The 19,306-nt window shown below is 40.8% G+C and carries 19 protein-coding genes; 7 read left to right on the forward strand and 12 right to left on the reverse strand.

Annotation, left to right across the window (positions count from 1 at the left end; genetic code table 11):
- Positions 1 to 162 precede the first annotated feature (162 nt).
- Positions 163 to 924 (forward strand): SDR family oxidoreductase, encoded by a 762-nt coding sequence (locus AM506_RS12045; RefSeq protein ID WP_060672742.1) that lies wholly within the window; start codon positions 163 to 165, stop codon positions 922 to 924.
- Between the two features lie 146 nt (positions 925 to 1,070).
- On the opposite strand, the gene AM506_RS12050 is transcribed toward AM506_RS12045, so the two are convergent.
- The 4 genes from AM506_RS12050 to AM506_RS12060 are packed head-to-tail and all read right to left on the reverse strand — an operon-like array spanning position 1,071 to position 3,837.
- Positions 1,071 to 1,790 carry a LytR/AlgR family response regulator transcription factor gene (locus AM506_RS12050; RefSeq protein ID WP_327205535.1) on the reverse strand — a complete coding sequence of 240 codons (720 nt, stop codon included), beginning with the start codon at positions 1,788 to 1,790 and terminating at the stop codon, positions 1,071 to 1,073.
- Positions 1,791 to 1,913, reverse strand: coding sequence for a cyclic lactone autoinducer peptide (locus tag AM506_RS22125; protein WP_082386346.1), 123 nt, complete (start codon positions 1,911 to 1,913; stop codon positions 1,791 to 1,793). It lies immediately after the preceding gene.
- A gap of 21 nt (positions 1,914 to 1,934) precedes the next feature.
- On the reverse strand, positions 1,935 to 2,543 hold the full coding sequence (locus tag AM506_RS12055; RefSeq protein ID WP_060672744.1) for an accessory gene regulator ArgB-like protein: 609 nt from the start codon (positions 2,541 to 2,543) through the stop codon (positions 1,935 to 1,937).
- A 1-nt stretch (position 2,544) separates the two neighbouring features.
- Positions 2,545 to 3,837 (reverse strand): sensor histidine kinase, encoded by a 1,293-nt coding sequence (locus AM506_RS12060; RefSeq protein WP_060672745.1) that lies wholly within the window; start codon positions 3,835 to 3,837, stop codon positions 2,545 to 2,547.
- Positions 3,838 to 4,055: 218 nt separating this feature from the next.
- On the opposite strand from AM506_RS12060, the gene AM506_RS12065 reads away from it, so the two are divergent.
- Positions 4,056 to 4,268, forward strand: a complete 213-nt coding sequence (locus AM506_RS12065) for a response regulator transcription factor (protein ID WP_060672746.1) — start codon at positions 4,056 to 4,058, stop codon at positions 4,266 to 4,268.
- 53 nt (positions 4,269 to 4,321) lie between these two features.
- Here AM506_RS12065 and AM506_RS12070 read toward each other — a convergent pair whose 3' ends face one another.
- Both AM506_RS12070 and AM506_RS12075 read right to left on the reverse strand, forming a co-directional pair.
- Entirely contained in the window at positions 4,322 to 5,251 is a 930-nt protein-coding gene (locus AM506_RS12070; RefSeq protein ID WP_060672747.1) for an ABC transporter ATP-binding protein, read from the reverse strand.
- Complete coding sequence (locus tag AM506_RS12075; protein WP_060672748.1) at positions 5,251 to 5,934, reverse strand: ABC transporter permease; 684 nt, start codon at positions 5,932 to 5,934, stop codon at positions 5,251 to 5,253. The genes AM506_RS12070 and AM506_RS12075 overlap by 1 nt, the downstream gene beginning before the upstream one ends.
- Before the next feature lie 92 nt (positions 5,935 to 6,026).
- Between AM506_RS12075 and AM506_RS12080 the strand changes: the two genes are divergently transcribed.
- The 5 genes from AM506_RS12080 to AM506_RS12100 all read left to right on the forward strand — a co-directional run bounded on the left by AM506_RS12080 (position 6,027) and on the right by AM506_RS12100 (position 11,302).
- Complete coding sequence (locus AM506_RS12080; protein ID WP_060672749.1) at positions 6,027 to 6,740, forward strand: response regulator transcription factor; 714 nt, start codon at positions 6,027 to 6,029, stop codon at positions 6,738 to 6,740.
- Positions 6,737 to 8,431 carry a sensor histidine kinase gene (locus AM506_RS12085; protein WP_060672750.1) on the forward strand — a complete coding sequence of 565 codons (1,695 nt, stop codon included), beginning with the start codon at positions 6,737 to 6,739 and terminating at the stop codon, positions 8,429 to 8,431. Before AM506_RS12080 ends, AM506_RS12085 begins: the two co-directional genes overlap by 4 nt.
- Positions 8,432 to 8,617: 186 nt before the next feature.
- Positions 8,618 to 8,848 carry an AMEP412 family response elicitor gene (locus AM506_RS12090; RefSeq protein WP_060672751.1) on the forward strand — a complete coding sequence of 77 codons (231 nt, stop codon included), beginning with the start codon at positions 8,618 to 8,620 and terminating at the stop codon, positions 8,846 to 8,848.
- 154 nt (positions 8,849 to 9,002) lie between these two features.
- Entirely contained in the window at positions 9,003 to 9,731 is a 729-nt protein-coding gene (locus tag AM506_RS12095) for an ABC transporter ATP-binding protein (RefSeq protein WP_060672752.1), read from the forward strand.
- Positions 9,728 to 11,302: an elicitor-associated permease-like protein gene (locus tag AM506_RS12100; RefSeq protein ID WP_060672753.1), complete on the forward strand. Its 1,575-nt coding sequence runs from the start codon at positions 9,728 to 9,730 to the stop codon at positions 11,300 to 11,302. The genes AM506_RS12095 and AM506_RS12100 overlap by 4 nt, the downstream gene beginning before the upstream one ends.
- Positions 11,303 to 11,521: 219 nt before the next feature.
- Here the strand turns inward: AM506_RS12100 and AM506_RS12105 are convergent, their stop codons facing one another.
- The 6 genes from AM506_RS12105 to AM506_RS12130 all read right to left on the reverse strand — a co-directional run bounded on the left by AM506_RS12105 (position 11,522) and on the right by AM506_RS12130 (position 19,305).
- Positions 11,522 to 12,565: an aldose epimerase family protein gene (locus tag AM506_RS12105; protein ID WP_060672754.1), complete on the reverse strand. Its 1,044-nt coding sequence runs from the start codon at positions 12,563 to 12,565 to the stop codon at positions 11,522 to 11,524.
- 35 nt (positions 12,566 to 12,600) lie between these two features.
- Positions 12,601 to 14,091, reverse strand: coding sequence for a UDP-glucose--hexose-1-phosphate uridylyltransferase (galT, locus tag AM506_RS12110; RefSeq protein WP_152968594.1), 1,491 nt, complete (start codon positions 14,089 to 14,091; stop codon positions 12,601 to 12,603).
- A 16-nt stretch (positions 14,092 to 14,107) separates the two neighbouring features.
- Positions 14,108 to 15,097 carry a UDP-glucose 4-epimerase GalE gene (gene galE, locus AM506_RS12115; protein WP_060672755.1) on the reverse strand — a complete coding sequence of 330 codons (990 nt, stop codon included), beginning with the start codon at positions 15,095 to 15,097 and terminating at the stop codon, positions 14,108 to 14,110.
- A gap of 15 nt (positions 15,098 to 15,112) precedes the next feature.
- Positions 15,113 to 16,279: a galactokinase gene (locus AM506_RS12120; RefSeq protein WP_060672756.1), complete on the reverse strand. Its 1,167-nt coding sequence runs from the start codon at positions 16,277 to 16,279 to the stop codon at positions 15,113 to 15,115.
- Between the two features lie 65 nt (positions 16,280 to 16,344).
- Entirely contained in the window at positions 16,345 to 18,144 is a 1,800-nt protein-coding gene (locus AM506_RS12125; RefSeq protein WP_060672757.1) for a glycoside hydrolase family 2 protein, read from the reverse strand.
- A 171-nt stretch (positions 18,145 to 18,315) separates the two neighbouring features.
- Positions 18,316 to 19,305, reverse strand: coding sequence for a LacI family DNA-binding transcriptional regulator (locus AM506_RS12130; protein WP_060672758.1), 990 nt, complete (start codon positions 19,303 to 19,305; stop codon positions 18,316 to 18,318).
- Position 19,306: the final 1 nt, after the last annotated feature.

The following is a 19,306-nucleotide window of genomic DNA, read 5'->3' on the forward strand; positions in this document are numbered from 1 at the left end:
ATTGCATGGGGAAATTTTTTTAGTGCTTTGTTCGCGGTTTACTTCCCCAGATTCTGAGCAGTCTCTCAAGCGTATACGACAGCTCATTCTTCATCATACCCGTCACCTTTATCGTATTTAGAACAACAACTTTTGCTAAAAAATGTATTGGGAGAGTTACATATGACTAATAACTTATTTAACCTAACCGGCAAAGTAACTGCCATTACAGGTGCAACGCGTGGTATTGGACGGTCCATGGCAGTGGCTCTTGCAGAAGCCGGGGCGGACATTGCCTTACTTCAAAGGAATCCGGAGCAGACGGATGTGAAAGAAGAGATTGAACAGCTTGGCAGAAAGTGCTCAATCATACCATGCGATCATGAAAAAGAAGAAGAAGTGAAATCCGCTATTCCCGGTGTGATTTCAACATTTGGGAAGATTGATATTTTAGTAAACAATGCCGGTATTCAGCGCCGGTCACCTTCTGTTGATTTCCTTGAAACCGATTGGGATGACGTGCTGAATATCAATTTAAAAGTGGTCTGGCTATTATGTCAGGAGGCAGGACGTCACATGGTGGCTCAAGGTGGAGGCAAAATCATCAACACCGCTTCGCTTCTCTCTTTCCAAGGAGGATTGACCGTTCCAGCCTATGCAGCAGCAAAAGGCGGGGTGGCACAACTCACTAAAGCCCTCTCGAATGAATGGGCCAAAGAGGGTGTCAATGTGAATGCGATTGTTCCTGGCTATATTGCTACGGACATGAATACTGCTTTAATAGAAGACCCGCTCAGAAGTAAACAGATCCTTGATCGTATTCCTGCCGATCGATGGGGAGAACCTGATGATTTTAAGGGGACCGTTGTTTATTTAGCTTCTGATGCTTCGAAGTATGTTCATGGGCATTTGTTGGCGGTAGATGGTGGTTGGCTTGGGAGGTAGGTTAAATAATCCTGCAGATGATTAGTCGACTTATAGTTTAGGATTGTTCATAAATGTGCACTGCTTAAAAGGGGAAGTGAAACACACTCCCCCTCATACCTAAACGGAAGCACGAGAACCGTACCCGTGCTTCCCTGCATTAGAACTTAGAAATACGATGCCATGATAAGTTTAAGTTGGCTGTACTTGTGTCTACTTAAACTGATGATGGTTTGACAGTTTTTAAGTTGGACATTGTATGATTTCATGAAGGTGTCTTGTTCGATTGTTTCTATTTTATCAATAGGAACTAAATAAGATTGATGCGTTCGATAAAATAGTTCTTCCTTAAGCATGTCTTCCAACCGGTTTAGGCTCTCGCTGCACACAATAACGGACTGATCGTCAAGGTGGATGAGGGTCTTCTTTCCTTTTCTCTCTATATATAATATTAAGGATGTATCCACCAATCGCAACCTGCCCTGTTCTTTTACGCCTATCTTTTTCCTCCTGGTACCTGTAGTCTGAATTCTTTCAAGTGTTTGTTTAAAGCGAACGAGATTGATCGGTTTTATTAAAAAATCTTCAGGATAATATTTGTATCCCTGCAAAGCAAAATCAGGATTTGCACTCATAAAGATGATTTTAATCGATGGTGATTTATCTTTAATATATTGGGCAATATCAAAACCATTGGCTACAGGCATATTGATATCCAGAAGCACTACATTTACAGCCCCATTTAAATTCATTAAAGAGAAAAGGTCTGTTACTTCCGTTGTAGCAAGAACCAGATTTATGCCAGAAAGTTTTTTTATAATGTCCTTCACTTGTTCAAGGATTGTGACTTCGTCATCAATAACCGCAATATTAAGATGAATAAAAATCTACTCCTTTGATTGTCTTTCTGGAAGTTCAGGCTCATAAGCAAACCAGAAACAACTGCTTATTGAAGTCACAGAATTAAAAAATAAGGCTACAGTTGCAATAAGATAAGTAATGATCTTCATGTTAATATCCTCCTTTATGAATCATTTATATTTAAAATTCCCTCCATAGGAAAGAATTTTTTCCCATAATAATGTTAAAGTGAAACTTTGCAAAATTAAGGATAGCCAGATACAGTACTTAAAGTCAGAAAGGAATGGCAAATAACCTGAAACAACTAACATCCCAAATGTAAACAGTGACAAGTACTTTAATTTTCGCTTTTCCTTTGGATTGAACATGTTTTTTTTCTTATGCAGGACCGGTGCGTTGATAAACACGGTAATGCCGGAGATGACGATAAGGAAGAGAAAAACATAGATGTACTCATTCAAGTTAGGCGTGTATGTAACAATCAAAGAAAGACCTATGATTTGAAAAAGACTTAGAAATAAACATTTGAAATAGCTATTCGCATGGGCTCCTCCAGAGAACATTCTAAGTGCTGCCCCGCTTATCAGAATGACGATTGCTTCCGAAACCACCCCAAAGGGGATAGCCGCAATGATCGTGAGAATAACCTGGATTAATCCTGAAACCATCCATTCCAGCCCATACCTTATCTCATCTTTTTTCTCGGTCAAACCAGGATTATGAATAATGATCGTGTCGGCAATAGTCGTTGAAATCAAATTAGGTGTAAGAATTCTCATGTTATCCTCCGCACGGGATTTTCACTACAAAGGTCACGGAATTATCAAGCAACTCCGGATATAAATATCCTCTATATTTCTCAACAAGGGATTGAACAATTGCAAGGCCTTGCCCCTGGTTTCCATTACCTTTCTTTGTAGAGAATCCCTCTTTGAAAATATTGCTGATGTTTTTTTCAAATTTATCAATACATGCCGGGTTACTAACCTCAAATAAATACTCATTGTTGGTTTTTCCAATTACTACTGTAATTTGCTTCATCGACTTCTCTTCTATTTCTACGGCTTCAATGGAATTAAGGATAAGGTTCCCAAGAATTTTATTTAGTTCAAATACTCTGCAAGGAATATCCTTCAAGCTATCACGAATGATGAAATGGAGGTCGACATCTTTCTTAAAAGCAATCGCCTTATAGGAAAGCAGCATGCCTGCTACAGCATCAGAAGTAAGTGGCAATACATCATTTACACTCGATGTCTCATCCAGTACTTCGTTTAGATAATCCTTACATTCTTCATAATGACCATCGTCAAGCATTTTCTTCGTAGCTAATATATGGTGGATAAAGTCATGCCTTTGATATTTAACTTGGCTTATATATTGGCTTAGGTCTTCTTCATACTGATGATTTAATTGAATGGATAATGACTCCAGATTGCTATTCAGTAAGTATTGTATGACATAAAAAGTCAAGATGGTGATGATTACTAGAAATACTGCTGATAGTAACGTAACCGAACTCGAGTGATGACTGAAAATAATAGCATAATAGAGGAACAAGATGGCAAACAAGAAAAACAGAATCGAGTAGAACTTGGTATTGCTCACTTTCACCCCAAGGTTGGCATCATTCGGATGGATGCCTAAGTTGTATTTCTTTATAAGGAAATACATGAAGAGCATCATGAGCATGTGTGGGGTGGCTACTGCTAATGTCGGCCAATCCGAGATGGTAAAATGGAAGACCAATTGAAACAGGTAGAGTAATATAGAGCCCACAAATTCTGACAGAAGTAACAGGATCGACCCTGCAACGATAGCCAGCAAGGAGAGTTTAACACTTACACGAACAATGAAGGTAAGAAGAATTCCAATTGAAATAATTAATATGAGTAAATAGATGTATGCCGGCACACTGCCTTTCAACATAGTTAAGACAACACTTCCATAGAAGCTTACAAAAAGAAAAGAATATAACCTCTTCCCTCCAGTAATACCCATTAGGGCGTAACCCACTATTATGATTAAGAAGGTTTCAATCATCCCTCCCAATAAGGTGTAGAGCAAGTTCAAACCACCCCCTCCTTTATACTCAATAAATTTACCATAATTTCAAATTTATAGTAACATAAAATCCACTTACTATTTTCTCTTTTTTCACAAAAAAGGACAAAATAAGAAGGAAACCATACCTGATTTGTCATAATATGGACCAACTAATATAAATATACAGTTTAGTTTTCCGAATTCTGGTAGCATTTTAATCATAAAGATGCAGGGAGGTAGATGAGGTGAAAAGCCAGCAGGGTAAACTTTTAAATACGATTGAAACAACGATTATCGAAATGATTGCCAATGAAATGCCTAATAAGGAAATTGCATCGGAACTGAATTATTCGCAGAGAATGGTGGAGTATCATATTAATAAAATCTCAAAGAAGTTGGATGTACAAACAAGAGTAGGGATTATTGTAAAAGCGTATAGAAACCGAATCCTGACATAATTTCACCTATAAAAATGAACACACCTCTCAGTTGAAGGTGTGTTCTTTTTTGTTCAGAAACTTGCAACCCGTGCCCCCGATTCATTCTGCAAGAAAATATCTTCTAAAGATGGTTCATCAACATTAATCCTGTATAAATCAATACTTTGGTTCGTAAATGCACGTACTATTTGTGGAATTTTATTTTCTGACTCGATTACAAGGGACGTTACATTTCCCCTTGTCTCGATTTCTTTCCCTACTGTTTCAAGATATTGACTGATGAGCTGATGATTGCCTTTTCCAAGTGAGGAATGCTTGATTTCCACCTGAATGTTTGAAGAATAATGCGCCCTCAAATCTTCTAAGGTTCCTTCATTTATGATTTTCCCAGCTTTCATGATAGCCATGCGGGTGCAAATTTTTTCTACTTCATTTAAGTTATGTGAAGTCATGAAAATGGTTTTCCCTTCCTTTTTCAAGTCCAGGATCAGTTTTTGAATGCTAAGCCCTGATTCTGCATCGACTCCTGAAGTAGGCTCATCCAAGAAGAGCAACTCGGGGTCATGAATGATTGCCTGGGCGATCCCTAATTTCTTCTTCATACCGAATGAAAATTTTCCTGCCTTTACGTTTGCATGTTCTAAAATCCCTACTCGATCCAGAGCCTCTTTTCCTTGGGCCGTTGTTATTTTCTTGCCTGTAATGCTGGCAAAGTATTTTATATGACCAAGGGCAGTTAAAGAATCATAAAAGGTGGAGTAATCAGGTAATACACCAATTCGGCTGTATACGTTCTCTAAATTCGTTTCATCCAGTAGCTTAAATTCTCCTGCCGTCGGCTTTATTACACCGGTGATCATATTGATAAAGGTGGATTTCCCAGCCCCGTTCCGTCCCAGGAACCCATATACCTCCCCTTTTCCAACATGTAAATTTACATCACTGACTACCTTTTTGGAACCAAATTGTTTAGTAAGCCCATTTGCCTCTATCACATTCATTATAAATCTCTCCTCTTGAATATCTCTCTGGCAACAAAAAATAGTAATACCGCATAAACGAGATTGATTAAGATATAGTAACTTCCAAGTGTAGAATAGTAATAAGGGGTTAAATACTTAAACCAGTTCGTATAAATGCTATCTGCATAAATTGCCCAAAAACTAAGCGCAGGGAAGACCAATGCGAAAACAATACCGAAAAACATCGAGACGGAAGGCTTAGGCATCAAAAGAGAGAAGATAAGATTCAATGCCAAAGCGACAGAAAGAAACAGCATACAGTCCACAACACCAAGCCATAGAAATTCCTTCGAAACAAACGTTACCAACAGATAAGACACCGTTATGCAAAAGAACCAGAAAAACCATACCCCCAGATATTTGCCTAATAAAATTTTCGTACGGGTGGTCTTCGTCACTAAAAACCTCATCGTACGGCTGCTGATTTCCCGATTCATCAAATCGTGAGAAAGACCTGCTATAAATAAAAAACCTAAGCCAAATACGATCATTAAAGTTCCGATCGCAAATCCATCCTTGCTTCCCCCTAAATCCAACTGATCTGCAACCGACGTCATGAAATCAGCCAACAAATAACTTATTCCAAATATGATTGCAATGACGATAATCGATTTAACACTTTTAAAATGTCCTTTAAATTCATTCATGCATATTGCCCACATTCATTACCACTCCTTTCTAAAAATAGTATACTATTGGTAAATTAAGATAAGTTTAACCCTTCCTTAACATTACCTTAAAAAGGAGCAAAGAAATGGAAACAGGAAAAATACTGATTGTAGACGATGAAGTGGACATTCTGAATATGATAAAGCTGGTGTTAAAGAAAGAAGGATTTCAGTCGGTGGAAACATGTACAACCGGTGAGGAAGCAATCAGATTAATCGAAGGCACTCGATATGATCTGATCCTTTTAGATGTGATGCTCCCTGATATGCAAGGGTATGAGATTTGTTCAAGGATCAGGAAGACTTCCAAAGCTCCGATCTTCTTTATATCGGCCAGGAATTCTGATCTCGATAAATTAACCGGATTCACCCATGGGGGAGATGATTATATCACCAAACCGTTTAATCCTCTTGAAGTGGCTGCAAGAGTAAAGGTCCAAATGAAGAGGTATCTGGACTCTCAAGGAGAGAAGGAAGATGGAGAGATCCTTGACTTCGGTCAGTTTAAATTGAATACAAAATCGGCAGAATTATGGGTTGAGGATGAACTGGTTCCTTGTTCCGCTCAAGTTTACAACCTCCTGCTCTTTTTCTGTAAAAATACTGACAGAATCTTTTCTAAGGAACAACTCTATCATCAAGTATGGAAAGATCATTTGTTGATGGACGATAATACCGTCATGGTCCATATAAGAAAAATCCGTGAAAAAATCGAAAAAAATCCGAGCAATCCCATATATTTAAAAACTGTCCGGGGGCTGGGATATAAGCTCGTAAGCGGAAAGAACACAACACTATGAATCTACGGAAAAAATTAACCATGCACTTCCTATCCCATTTTATATTCTTGTTAGCTGTCCTGATCGGGCTGATTATCATCGCGCTTGTCACACTGTCCTTCATTATCTCCCAATCTGAGATGAAATCAGACTTCTCAAGAACTTCCAAGGAGTACATGGAACACGCCATAGAAATCAAGGGGCAAAAGGTGAACATAAATCAAGCAGTAAAACATTCTGTCAAGGAGAATAAAGGTTGGCTGCAAGTCGTTAATCGGGATGGCAGGGTTATAGGTCAATACAATACTCCAACTGAATTGCCCGTATCCTATACGTTCGTGGATATACTTTCTTTAGAGAACCGAAAATATAGAATGAACTATTGGGAAATCAAAAATGACCATATCGTCATTTATGGAGAAAAAGTAAAAAGCTTTGAAATAAGAAATCAATTAACAACCATGGACCGCTTTCCGGAAATCACCAAGGAAGTTCAGGATTACTTAGTTCAAAACGATGCCTGGATTAAGGTCTATAACTCTAAGGGAGAAATGATCAACGATTACTTCTCTCCTAAGACTTTACACTATTCAATTAACGAACTATTGGCTATTAAGGAAGAGCCGTGGAATTCAAAATATGACCTATCGTTTTACCGTCCTGACAACAGTACCCTTTTATATATCATTGGGACGAAAAATACATACTACAGCCCGGATGCCATAACTGATGGAATGATCAACCGTTCGTTTATCAAGGGATTCTTAATTGTTTCTTCCGTTCTCGGCATATTGATCACTGTACTCGGACTGTGGTATGGAAAGAAGTTCGGGGTTCCATTGTTATATATGATGAAGTGGATCAACGATATGTCTGATGGGAAATATATCAGTCCTTTAAATAAAAAAGGGATAAACCCATTACAAAATAAAACAGGAATGCTCCATAAACGATACGCTTTCTTTAAAGATGTAGTGCATTCTTTGGAGAAGCTCTCATCAACTTTGAAAGAAAATGAACAAATTCAGCAAAAGATGGATAAGACAAGAGAAGAATGGATTACCGGTCTTTCCCATGATCTGAAGACTCCGATCAGTTCGATCTATGGTTATTCCACCCTCCTCGCTTCTGATTCTTATACCTGGAGTCAAAATGAGGTGAATGAATTCGGGGAGATCATACAAGATAAATCCCACTATATGAGTGAATTGATTGAGGATCTAAACCTGACGTACCGGCTAAAAAATGATGCGCTCCCCATCCATAAAGAAAGAATTGACGTCATTTCATTCTTGCAAAAATGGATGATCCAGTATCAATCCTCTGAGAAACCGATTCTTCTGGAAACAGACCATCAGGCAGTGTACCTGAATGTAGATCCAAAATGGTTTACTAGAATCATGAATAATTTAGTTGTCAATTCCATAAAACACAACCCTATCGGGACAATCATTAAATTAAAGGTACAAGAGTCAGAGGATTCCATTATCATAAATGTGGAAGATAACGGCACAGGCATCGATTCGGAAAGCATCCAAACTCTTTTCAACCGATATTATCGGGGCGGAAATACAAAAGACAGTGATAACGGCTCCGGGTTAGGGATGGCCATTGCCCATCAGCTGGTGTCAGCACATGACGGGAAAGTGGAAGTAATGAGTAAGCTGAACATCGGAACAACCATCCAATTGATTTTCCCTAACACAAAATAGGAAACATTCAACCATAAGCCTTCAAGCCTTATAGGACGCCGAATCCTTCGTGAAATCCCTTCCAAACAGGCTTTGCGGAAATACGCAACGATTGTCAAAATCTATTGAATATAACAATTAATGGAACTATGATTGAGTTAACCAAAGGCCTTTGGAAAACTTTTTATTCAATGGAGGAATTTAACAATGTTTTCAGCAATCTATAATGCACTTAAAGCACTAGTAAGTAAAGTCCCTTGGAGTAAAGTTGCGTCATTCTTAAAATGGGCGTACAATTTAGCATCTGCAGCAGCAGGAAAAACATATGCGCAAGCTACGAAAATCTTAAATTATATTAAATCGAATCCAGGAAAAATCGTTGACTGGTTCCTTAAAGGGTACTCCGTTTATGATATCATTCGAATCATTCTTGGGTAAATAACACTCCCCAATAAACATAGATAAGGGAATACCAACGAAAATGATCCTTTCGTCTGGTATTCTCTTCCTTGTTGAAAGAGGATATGCAATGCTATGATAAACTCGAACAACTAATATCTTACATTTTTGCATATAAAGGGGAATGAAGACATTGAGAATCTTACATATGGAAGATGTGAAGAAGTATTATGATGGAGAGTGCGTCTTATCAATAGACTCCCTTTCAATCAATAAAGGAACGATAGGCGGATATTTAGGAAAGAACGGAGCAGGCAAATCAACAACTATCAAAATCCTGATGGGAATCCTATCACCTGAGGAAGGAGACGTATATTTCCAAAATGAACGAATCGATTATAAAAACCCCCATCATAAAAAATACATAGGCTACTGCCCTGATTATCCAGCTGTTTTCGAGAAACTTTCAGTAACGGAACATTTGCATTTCATATCCTTTTTATATGGTGAGACGGATACACACCACATAGAAAGAACAATTGACAGATTAATAAAACATTTTGAAGTCGAGAAATATAGACATACATTAATCAAAAACCTTTCACGAGGGAACAAACAGAAAATATCCATCATCTCATCCGTTGTGCATAATCCTTCATTGTTGATATACGACGAACCTACTCTTGGGCTGGATCCGCTGAGCATCAAACAATTTAAATCCTTTTTGAAAGAGTACACTCAAAATGGAGGAACCGTATTCTTATCCTCCCATTCGTTAAATATCATAGAAGAAATAGCCGATACTGTAACCATCATCAATAATGGAGCCCTCTTAAAGAAGAATATATCTGTCAATCAGATTCGCAGTAATTTAACGAGTATAGAAGATTACCTAATCTCTGTGGTAGAAGGACGGGAATGATCGAGATGAACTTCATCAAGTACTTAACGTTCAAGTATAAACTCACAAGACATAAATCAAACAAATCAAAAAGAGATGTGATAGCAGAGTGGATTGGCATTTTCATACTATGCCTGTCAGCGACTGCAGTCCTTTATTTTATTGTCAATGCGTTGAGTGAGGATATACAGAGCCATATGAATACATACATAGTAGGTCTATTTGCATTCCTGTGTCTAATCTCCATCTCGTCCGCTACTAAAGCGTTTTATAAGGAGTATTTTCTCTCCCCTGAACGTGAGATCTTACTTGTTGCACCGATCAAGAACTCACAAATCATTTTGGCACGTTTTTTTATAGTGGCTATAGAAGTCCTTCTTATCAATGCAGCTTTCCTACTTCCTTTCACCCTGGCCAATTACTTCGCTGGAAATTTAGCGATTGAGATCGTGTGGTTGACGATTCCTCAAATCATCGCCGGATCGATCTTCTTCAGTGCCCTGGCACATGTACTATATGCAACGGCTTTCCTTATCTCGAAAGGAAAAGGATTAAAGACAGTTGCCTTTTCCATTATGACATTGGCATCTGTAGGGGTCATTGGAGTCATTGTATATGCGAGCAATTACAAGCGTTATTTACTGAATCAAAATGAGTGGGTAGATAAGATGTTTTATCTACTGCTTCAATATCCCGAGTACCTTCTGGAAAACTCCATTGAGTTAAAGTCATTGGCTCTATCTTCCATGGTTATACTCCTACAAGCGTTAGGTACGATACCACTTATCTATTTGCTGACGGACCATTGTTATAAAAAAGGGTTGTTGACCATTTCGCTCAGAGACCTGGATGAGTCATTTTATTCGAACAAAGCATCCACTTTCATTCATAAATACATCCGGAATCACTTTATCAAAAAGGACTTATTATATGTATTGAGAACACCCAAACTATTTTCGGTTTATGTCTCACCTTTCCTTTTTACGAGTGTCATTGAATTTAAAAATCATTTTGCTTCTTCAGGAATTACCTTAACCATATTAATCAATGTCTTTACCCTTTTTATGACGACCGTTACACTGAATATTCTATTATCGGATGATAAAGACCATCAGGACCTTTTATTCAGTATCCCTTTTGATTATCAGCAATTATATAAAATGAGAAGCCGTATAGTACATATCATTTCCTTTTTATTGTCTGGATCTTACTTGCTTATTGTTATGGTGTTGGAAAATGTAGAATTACAGTTTATCATCTATGGCATTGTGCAATTATTCATCCTAACCTTCCTATCATCCAAGGTGATTTTATCCAGAATTATGAAGAGAAACGCGAAGAAGTATCATGGCTATAAATATAATGGAGAAATAGTGAAGCCCTTATTCTATTATTTGTTTGTATGGAACATTCCATTGCTCATTGTATTCAGCATATTGCATGAGTACTTAAGAAGAATCATAGAGAACCAATCACTATCCATTCAGGCCGCCATCATTCTAATTTTAACGATTATGATCATCATTGGAATGATAGTTAAAAGCAATAAAACAACATTAAAACAAGAGGTGAACAGGTTATGGCAAACGTAGAGGAAAAAGAAAACAAAACCATTTTTCAACGGATAAGTATCGGGTTTACTGTTTTTTGTGTGATATTTTTGTTTATGAGGTTTACGGGATTACTGGATCCTGTCATTGATTTTTTTAAAGGGTGAAGGGAAAGAGGGGCATTTTCGTGTCCCTCTTTTTTTATGCTGAATGTTTAGTGGGGGACCTGTCCCACTACTTCAACTATCCACACCGTTTACCTTAAACCGTACCAAACGTCAATTTAGTAATAGATTTGTAAGGCTCCCCTTTCTCAATTACGGTGGTTTGGAACTGGGGATGGTGGATGGCATCGGGTATTCCTTGTGTCTCTAGGCACAAACCCAGATAGCTTTGCGACTTTGTCCCTCGGATTTCAACATTTCCTTCCAGTTGATTTCCTGTGTAAAGAACAACTGCAGGCTGATTCGTTTCCATAATTAAAGTCCTGCCGCTTTCATGGTCGGTCAAGAGAATTTGTTCTTCTGCTTTTTCTAATAAAAAGGGATGGTCATAGCCATTCCCTGCCAGCCGGGTTTGAGGATGAGCGGATTCAATGCCATCCTGGATCCTCCGGCCAGTGCGGAAATCAAAGACCGTCCCCTCCACATCCACTGCTTCTCCAGTCGGGATCAAGGCTTCGTTTAAAGTAAGGAATTGATTGCTTTTGAGTGTCAGTTCATGCTGCTCGATTGTCGTTTTTAAATTCCCACTTAAATTGAAATAGGTATGGTTTGTCATGTTCAAGATAGTCCGCTTATCAGAGACCGCCTCATAGGAGAAAAATAGTTCATTCTTCTCTGTCAGTGTATAAATAACCTTTACATCGACGCTACCGGGGTACCCTTCCGCTCCATCCTTACTCAGAAAATGGTACACCAGGCTGATTGAATCCTTCCCTTCCTTTATTTCTACATCCCAGATTGTCTTATCAAATCCTTTAAGACCTCCGTGGAGATGGTTCCCTTCATCATTTTTTGCCAACCGATAGGTGATGCCATCCAAAGTGAAACGTCTTCCAGCTATCCGGCCGGCATGGCGGCCAATGACCGCTCCAAAATAGGGGGAATGACGGTCATACTCTTCAAGTGTATCAAAGCCCAGTACGATATTTTCTAGATTTCCATTACGATCCGGCGCAATGAGCTTAGTGATAATACATCCATAATTGATGCTTGTAATTTGCATACCGGATGAATTACTGATGGTATGGGCGATGATCTTCTTTCCTTCCCGTTTACCAAATTCCGAGATTGCTAGATTCATTGCCATCTCTCCTTTCGTTCAATACTTTCATTCGTTCATGAGAATAACTTACAGAATTTTTGAAAGGATTCCTGCCCCTTTTGATTCCTTTTGAATACACCGGCATCTTCCAGAATCCGCTGGAACTTGCTTCCTAATTCTTGTTGAAGAACGGTACGGACATTCTCTTCATGAAGACCCGCTCCATGACGTGCTTTGATGTCGTCTGCCCACTCTTGGTGATATTCCTTTAGCTCACTCTCTGCTCCGATTAAGTACTTTTCCATTTCTTCAAGCTCTGATTTTAGTCTTGCAGGTAACACAGCGAGCCCCATTACTTCTATCAATCCAATGTTTTCTTTCTTGAGATGATGGACATCACTGTGAGGATGGAATATCCCCATTGGATGCTCATCACTTGTCCGATTATTTCGCAACACTAAATCAAGCTCGAACTGCCCCAGGTTCCGCCTGGCAATCGGTGTGATGGTATTATGTGGTGTCCCATCTGTGAATGCCAGAATATCCACATCTTCATCGGAATAGCTTCGCCACTCGTTCAGGACTCGACTTGCAGCAGCGACCAGGCTGTCAGGGTTCCCGGAACGGAGTCTTATGACCGACATCGGCCATTTGACAGTGGCCGCAGCTACGTCCGGATGATCCCGCAATTCGAAAGCGAACTCTTCCTGTGCTTTCTCCATTGCAAACTGATAGTTTCCTCCCTGGTAATGATCATGAGATAGGATCGATCCACCGACAATGGGAAGATCAGCATTCGAACCCAAGAAGTAGTGTGGAAACATATGTACAAAATCAAGCAAACGGCGGAATGCTTCAGGTGTCACCTTCATATCCCGATGTTCCTTTGAAAGGACGATGCAATGCTCGTTGTAGTACACGTAAGGCGAGTATTGAAGATACCACGGCTCGTGCCCCAGCGTCAGACCGATCACCCGGTGATTGGATCGTGCCGGATGTCCGATTCTTCCCTCATACCCTTCGTTTTCTGGACAAAGCAGACATTTTGGATAAGTCACATCTTGTTTTCGTTCCCTTTCCAAAGCGATCTGTCGAGGGTCTTTCTCCGGTTTTGAGAGATTTATGGTAATATCCAAATCCCCATATATCGTCTCCGTTTTATAATTGATATTCTTAGCAATATTCTTCGTTTGTATATAGTTGCTGTTTTGACTCAACTGGTAGAAGTAACCGGTTGCCAATTTCGGATCCTCTTCGTAGTGCTCATAGAAACGCCTATTCACATCCGACGGCCTTTGGATAAGGACATTCATCAATTTGCTTGAGAGAATGTCTTTTTCCGCATCCAGTTCGCCAACGATATGATGGTCCTCAGCATACTGCAGGATCATTTCGAGAACATCAGGAATCCGGACATCCACCAATCCCTCCACGTTTTCCGGAAATTCGGCAAGATTCAACAGGGAAAGCAGCTGATTTCGGGCATACATTTCGTCACACTCTTCTATTAGATCGAGATCTATCCCTCGGTTCAGGAGAGTTTGAATCATTGAATAAATATCCATCTTGTTCACCCCTCCCTTACTTTTTATACCCGTTTGGATTGGCCACGTGCCACTTCCACGCATCTTCAACAATTTGGTGGATATCATTTCTGGATGGATTCCACCCGAGTACACGTTTCGCTTTTTCTGAGGATGCCACCAGTGTAGCCGGATCTCCCGCACGCCTTTGATCGATCACTTGAGGGATCGGGTGACCTGTTACCTCCCGTACACTTTTGATGATTTCGAATACCGAGTACCCCTGGCTGCTTCCGAGGTTAAAAACATCGCTTTCCCCGCCATTTTGCAAGTATTTCAATGCCAGTATATGTGCTTCAATCAGGTCTTCTACGTGAATATAATCCCTGATGCATGTCCCATCTGCTGTAGGATAATCATTCCCGAACACGGAGATATGCTCTCGCTTTCCAAGGGCAACCTGGAGAATGACGGGGATGAGGTGGGTTTCCGGCGTATGATCTTCTCCAATCTCGCCTGATTTCCTGGCACCCGCTACATTGAAATAACGAAGGGCAACATATTTCATGCCATAAGCCCGGTCGCACCATTTCATCATTTTCTCCATGGTCAGCTTGGTTTCCCCATACGCGTTGGTTGGATTCGTAGGAAGATCTTCTGTGATCGGAACGACATCCTGGTCACCGTAAGCAGCAGCAGTGGAAGAGAAAACGATTTGTTTCACTCCATACTCCTCCATGACTTCAAGCAATACCTGTGTCCCAAACACATTGTTATCAAAATATTCGAGTGGTTTCTCCATGGATTCACCAACCAATGAATTGGCTGCAAAGTGAAGGACACCTTCTACCTTTTCCATTTCGAAAACATTTCTTACAAACTCTTTATCTTTTATATCACCTTGATAGAATCTGGCCTCTGGGCGAACGGCGTTTTCATGTCCGGTTTGCAGATTATCCATGACAACCACGTCATATCCTTCATCAATCAGTTGATAAACAGCATGCGAACCGATATAACCGGCTCCTCCCAATACTAATATGCTCATCTGCTCCATCTCCCTTTACAATTCTTTCGCTCCATCACCGATACTCGCTGCATAGAACGTTGCTTCATAACCGATTTTTGATTTGTACTGATGTCCGACTTCGTTCTTGAAGGATTCAACATGATCATTTTCAACAAGGGCAATGGCACATCCACCAAAGCCAGCACCTGTCATCCTGGCCCCTAGCGTACCCGCTTGATCCCAGGCTGCTCCCACTAAAGTATCCAGTTCCATTCCCGTTACCTCATAATCATCCCGGAGTGATATATGGGATTCATTCATCAATCGGCCAAACTCGTCTAATTCCCCTTTTCGTAAAGAATGCAGGGCCTTTATCGTCCTCGCATTCTCATAAACAGCATGCTTAGCCCTCTTTTTCAAAATGGGGTCAGCAATCAACTCCCGGTGGTCATCGAATTGCTTTTCCGTTAAATCGCCTAACGTCCGTATATCCAATTTACGTTTAAGACGATGAAGCGCTTCCTCGCATTCAGCCCTGCGCTCATTATATTTGGAATCGGCCAATTCACGCCTTTTGTTTGTATTCATGATCAGGATTTTGTGATCAGTAAGGTTTAAGGGGGCGTATTCATATTGAAGCGTGTCGCAGTCCAGCAAGATGCCGCAGTCCCTCTTGCCCATCCCCACAGCAAACTGATCCATGATCCCACTGTTCACACCGATAAATTGATTTTCCGTCTTTTGACCAAGCTTCACCATTTCTATCCGTTCTATATTTAATCGGAATAACTCATCCAGTACCACACCCATTAGTAACTCAAGGGATGCCGAAGAGGATAGGCCTGCTCCGTTCGGGATATTTCCACATACCAACATGTCGAACCCGCTCGGAATCGTTCCGTACGCATCCTGGATATAGTTGATCATACCTTTGGGATAATTCGCCCAGCCATGTTCGTCCTCATATTCCAGTGAGTCCAACGAAAACTTTATGATTTCCCCTTCAGGAAAGTTCGTCGAATACAGACACACGTTCCGGTCCGCCCTTTCACGGACCACCCCGTAGGTTCCAAATGTAATGGCACCCGGGAATACGAAGCCTCCATTGTAATCAGTATGTTCCCCAATCAAGTTGATCCGTCCTGGTGAAAAAAACATCCTCAACTTGTCCTTCTTCCGATATATTTGATAAAAATGATCGATTAATTCCTTTTTCTCCATCGTATACTTCCTCTCTCGCTGTTAAGAAAAAGGGACCTGTTCAACTTCACTGGTCCCCGTTTTTCTTAAATCGTTTCTGAATGCCACATATCGTTTATTGCCCGGATCTTTCTCAGGTCACATTTAGGCTTTCGGTCATAGGTGAGGATTCCGTTGATTTCCTGTTCAACATCCGTCAGCTGTGTATAGCAATAGCCATGAAGAACATTTGATTGATAAACGGCTTCCATGATTCTTTGATAATCGTTTATGAATTCTTCCTCATTCGCAACAGAGGTATATCCCCAGCCTTCATCCTCCCCTATTCTAAAGCCGATCCCTCCATATTCAGTAAGCAGGATGGGTTCACCTTGATGGGAAAATCCATTGGCATAAATGTTGCGCTTTGCAGGCATCGATGCAAGTATCGACTCTTTCGTTCTCAACTCTTCTTTATAGTTTTCGTACTTTTCCCGTTCCTGTTCAGAACCATGGTTATAATTATGAATCGCACAGATATCCGTCCTGGTCAGTTCCCATCCGTCGTTTGAAATGACAAGCCTTGTCCCGTCAAGGGAATGAAGGAGATGGTACATTGCCAGGGAATGATGCTGTTGATGATGATCGGCCCTGACTCCAGGGATTCCCCAACTTTCGTTCAATGGAACCCATGCGATGATGGAAGGATGATTATAATCCCGTTCAATGATTTCAATCCATTCCTTCGTTAATCGGGCAACGGCCTGATCATTAAATGAAGCCGCTGCAGCACACTCTCCCCATACCAGGAATCCAAGCTGATCGGCCCAGTAAAGGAAACGGGGATCCTCCGTTTTCTGGTGCTTTCTGCAACCGTTGAAGCCCATTTCCTTTGCCAGTTCAATATCCTTCTTCAAATCCTCATCCGACGGTGCCGTCAATAGCCCGTCTGCCCAGTACCCTTGATCGAGGACAAGTTTCTGGTAGTACGGCTTATTGTTCAAATACACCATCCCGTTTTCTGTATGGACCTTTCTCATCCCGAAATAGGTCCTTACCTGATCCAGAACTTGGCTGCCATCTTTGACAGTCATCAGCACATCAAACAAGTTAGGGTTCTCCGGTGTCCAGTTCCAGCCGTCGTGGTGAAATCCGGTACGGAAGATCTTTAGATTATACAAGTCAAAGATCCTGCTGATGAACGACTCGTGAATGAGGATCGAATCTTCTACTATCCTCTGACCTTTATAACTGATCTCGACCTCCAGTTTCTTTCCTTCATAGTTCCCTGCGAGTTCAGTATCCAATTTCACACGGCCATTATCCACGTCAGGGGTCCACTTAAGCTTGTCGATCCGAGTACGGGTGACCGGTTCAATCCAGACCGTCTGCCAGATTCCGGTCGTCCTTGTATACCAGATAGATGCCGACTCTTCCAACCAGAACTGTTTACCCCGTGGGATCGTTTCGTCTTCCGAAGGGTCTTCCACCTTTACCACAATCGTTTCCATTCCGCCCTTCAGAGAATCCGTAATATCAAAGGAGAAGTTAATATGTCCTCCTTCATGGGAGCCAACGAGCTGTCCGTTCACATATACCCAGGCCCGGTAATCAACCGCACCGAAGTGCAATACGATGTTTTGGTCAGCCCACTCTCTTGGGACTTCGAATTCTCTTTTATACCAAACCGTGTCGTGAAAGCCAGGGTCCCCTATGCCGCTTAACTTCGTTTGGTAAGCAAACGGCACCTGGATTTCTTTATCAAATGAGTCTCCTTCGCGTGCATACCATCTTTCCTGAGATCCAACTCCTTTGTCATCGAAAGCAAATGACCAGGTCCCATTTAAGTTAATCCAGTTTTCACGAACGAACTGCGGCCGTGGGTACTCTTGGCGATACGTCGTCATCACGTTCTCTCCTTTTATCTATATATGGTATTTTCCTCGTTATATATGAAAGCGTGTACAACCCCATTTTATATAACTAGTAAAAAATCGTCAATTGTTTTAGTAAAATTAAACGAAGTATTTTTACTAAATAAAAAAACCATAGATCCTCGTCTATGGTTTCCTTATGTTTTAGAAGCTGCTTTCCCTTTTAATGAGTTCCGTACTGATAAATACTTTCTTTCCTACTTTCCGGCCTACCACTCTCTCCATCAATAAATCGACGGCAACCTCTCCCATCATCTCCGTATGGACCTTAAGAGTCGTTAATGTCGGGTATATATACTTGGACACACTGATATCATTTAATCCAATCACATTCACCCGCTCGGGCACGGCAATATTTTCTTCATGCAGGGCGCGTATCGCACCGATGGCAATGAGATCATTCCCCATAAAAAATGCTGTAGGAAGCTGATCACCATGCTCTGCGATCGCCTTTTTCATGAGTCGATACCCATCATTCACCGTGAATGTTCCCCTGTAGATGAAGCGTTCATCCACAATGTTTCTACTCAAACCAAATGCGAGAAAGTATTTCTCCCGGAGATCTTCGATTTCACCTGATTGATCTTTATAAGATTCCCGTCCGCCTATATATCCGATTGAGGTATGGCCTTTTTCCACAAAGTAATTCAATACCTTCTTAATCGCTTTTTCAAAATCGATCGTCACCGAGTCGAAGGATTCGTCTTCTGAACTGTGGTCGACAATGACAATATTGTCTGTAATGCCAGCCATGGTCCGTACCTGCGTCTCACTGAACTTCCCCACTGCAATGATACCCTGTATCTTCTCCTGCTTCACTTCTTCCAGATCATCATAGAGATACTTGACCCATTGTGTCTCTAGCTGCTGACAGCGGGTTTCGATCCCAAAGCGTATGGACATATAATACAGGTCCTCCAGCTCTTCTTTTTCAGTATACCAATGGACGATCGCAAACTTTGACGGCGCAGCTTTACGATCGGCACGACGTTTATATGAGAGCAATTCTGCCACTTCGAAAATTCTTTTCCGCGTGTCATCCGCGACAGAAAGGGTGCTGTCATAATTCAACACCCGGGAAACTGTAGCGATGGAAACATTTGCTTTCTCCGCAATATCTTTAATAGTTGCCATT

Source organism: Rossellomorea vietnamensis (genome assembly GCF_001305855.1).
GTDB classification, from domain to species: Bacteria; Bacillota; Bacilli; order Bacillales; family Bacillaceae_B; genus Rossellomorea; species Rossellomorea vietnamensis_A.

Excerpts from the sequence above, each read along its gene's own strand:
- AM506_RS12045 (WP_060672742.1), top strand. The coding sequence starts at position 163 with ATGACTAATAACTTATTTAACCTAACCGGCAAAGTAACTGCCATTACA.
- AM506_RS22125 (WP_082386346.1), bottom strand. The coding sequence starts at position 1,913 with ATGAAGATCATTACTTATCTTATTGCAACTGTAGCCTTATTTTTTAAT.
- AM506_RS12055 (WP_060672744.1), bottom strand. The coding sequence starts at position 2,543 with ATGAGAATTCTTACACCTAATTTGATTTCAACGACTATTGCCGACACG.
- AM506_RS12070 (WP_060672747.1), bottom strand. The coding sequence starts at position 5,251 with ATGAATGTGATAGAGGCAAATGGGCTTACTAAACAATTTGGTTCCAAA.
- AM506_RS12075 (WP_060672748.1), bottom strand. The coding sequence starts at position 5,934 with ATGTGGGCAATATGCATGAATGAATTTAAAGGACATTTTAAAAGTGTT.
- AM506_RS12080 (WP_060672749.1), top strand. The coding sequence starts at position 6,027 with ATGGAAACAGGAAAAATACTGATTGTAGACGATGAAGTGGACATTCTG.
- AM506_RS12085 (WP_060672750.1), top strand. The coding sequence starts at position 6,737 with ATGAATCTACGGAAAAAATTAACCATGCACTTCCTATCCCATTTTATA.
- AM506_RS12090 (WP_060672751.1), top strand. The coding sequence starts at position 8,618 with ATGTTTTCAGCAATCTATAATGCACTTAAAGCACTAGTAAGTAAAGTC.
- AM506_RS12100 (WP_060672753.1), top strand. The coding sequence starts at position 9,728 with ATGATCGAGATGAACTTCATCAAGTACTTAACGTTCAAGTATAAACTC.
- AM506_RS12105 (WP_060672754.1), bottom strand. The coding sequence starts at position 12,565 with ATGAATCTAGCAATCTCGGAATTTGGTAAACGGGAAGGAAAGAAGATC.
- galT (WP_152968594.1), bottom strand. The coding sequence starts at position 14,091 with ATGGATATTTATTCAATGATTCAAACTCTCCTGAACCGAGGGATAGAT.
- galE (WP_060672755.1), bottom strand. The coding sequence starts at position 15,097 with ATGAGCATATTAGTATTGGGAGGAGCCGGTTATATCGGTTCGCATGCT.
- AM506_RS12120 (WP_060672756.1), bottom strand. The coding sequence starts at position 16,279 with ATGGAGAAAAAGGAATTAATCGATCATTTTTATCAAATATATCGGAAG.
- AM506_RS12125 (WP_060672757.1), bottom strand. The coding sequence starts at position 18,144 with ATGACGACGTATCGCCAAGAGTACCCACGGCCGCAGTTCGTTCGTGAA.
- AM506_RS12130 (WP_060672758.1), bottom strand. The coding sequence starts at position 19,305 with ATGGCAACTATTAAAGATATTGCGGAGAAAGCAAATGTTTCCATCGCT.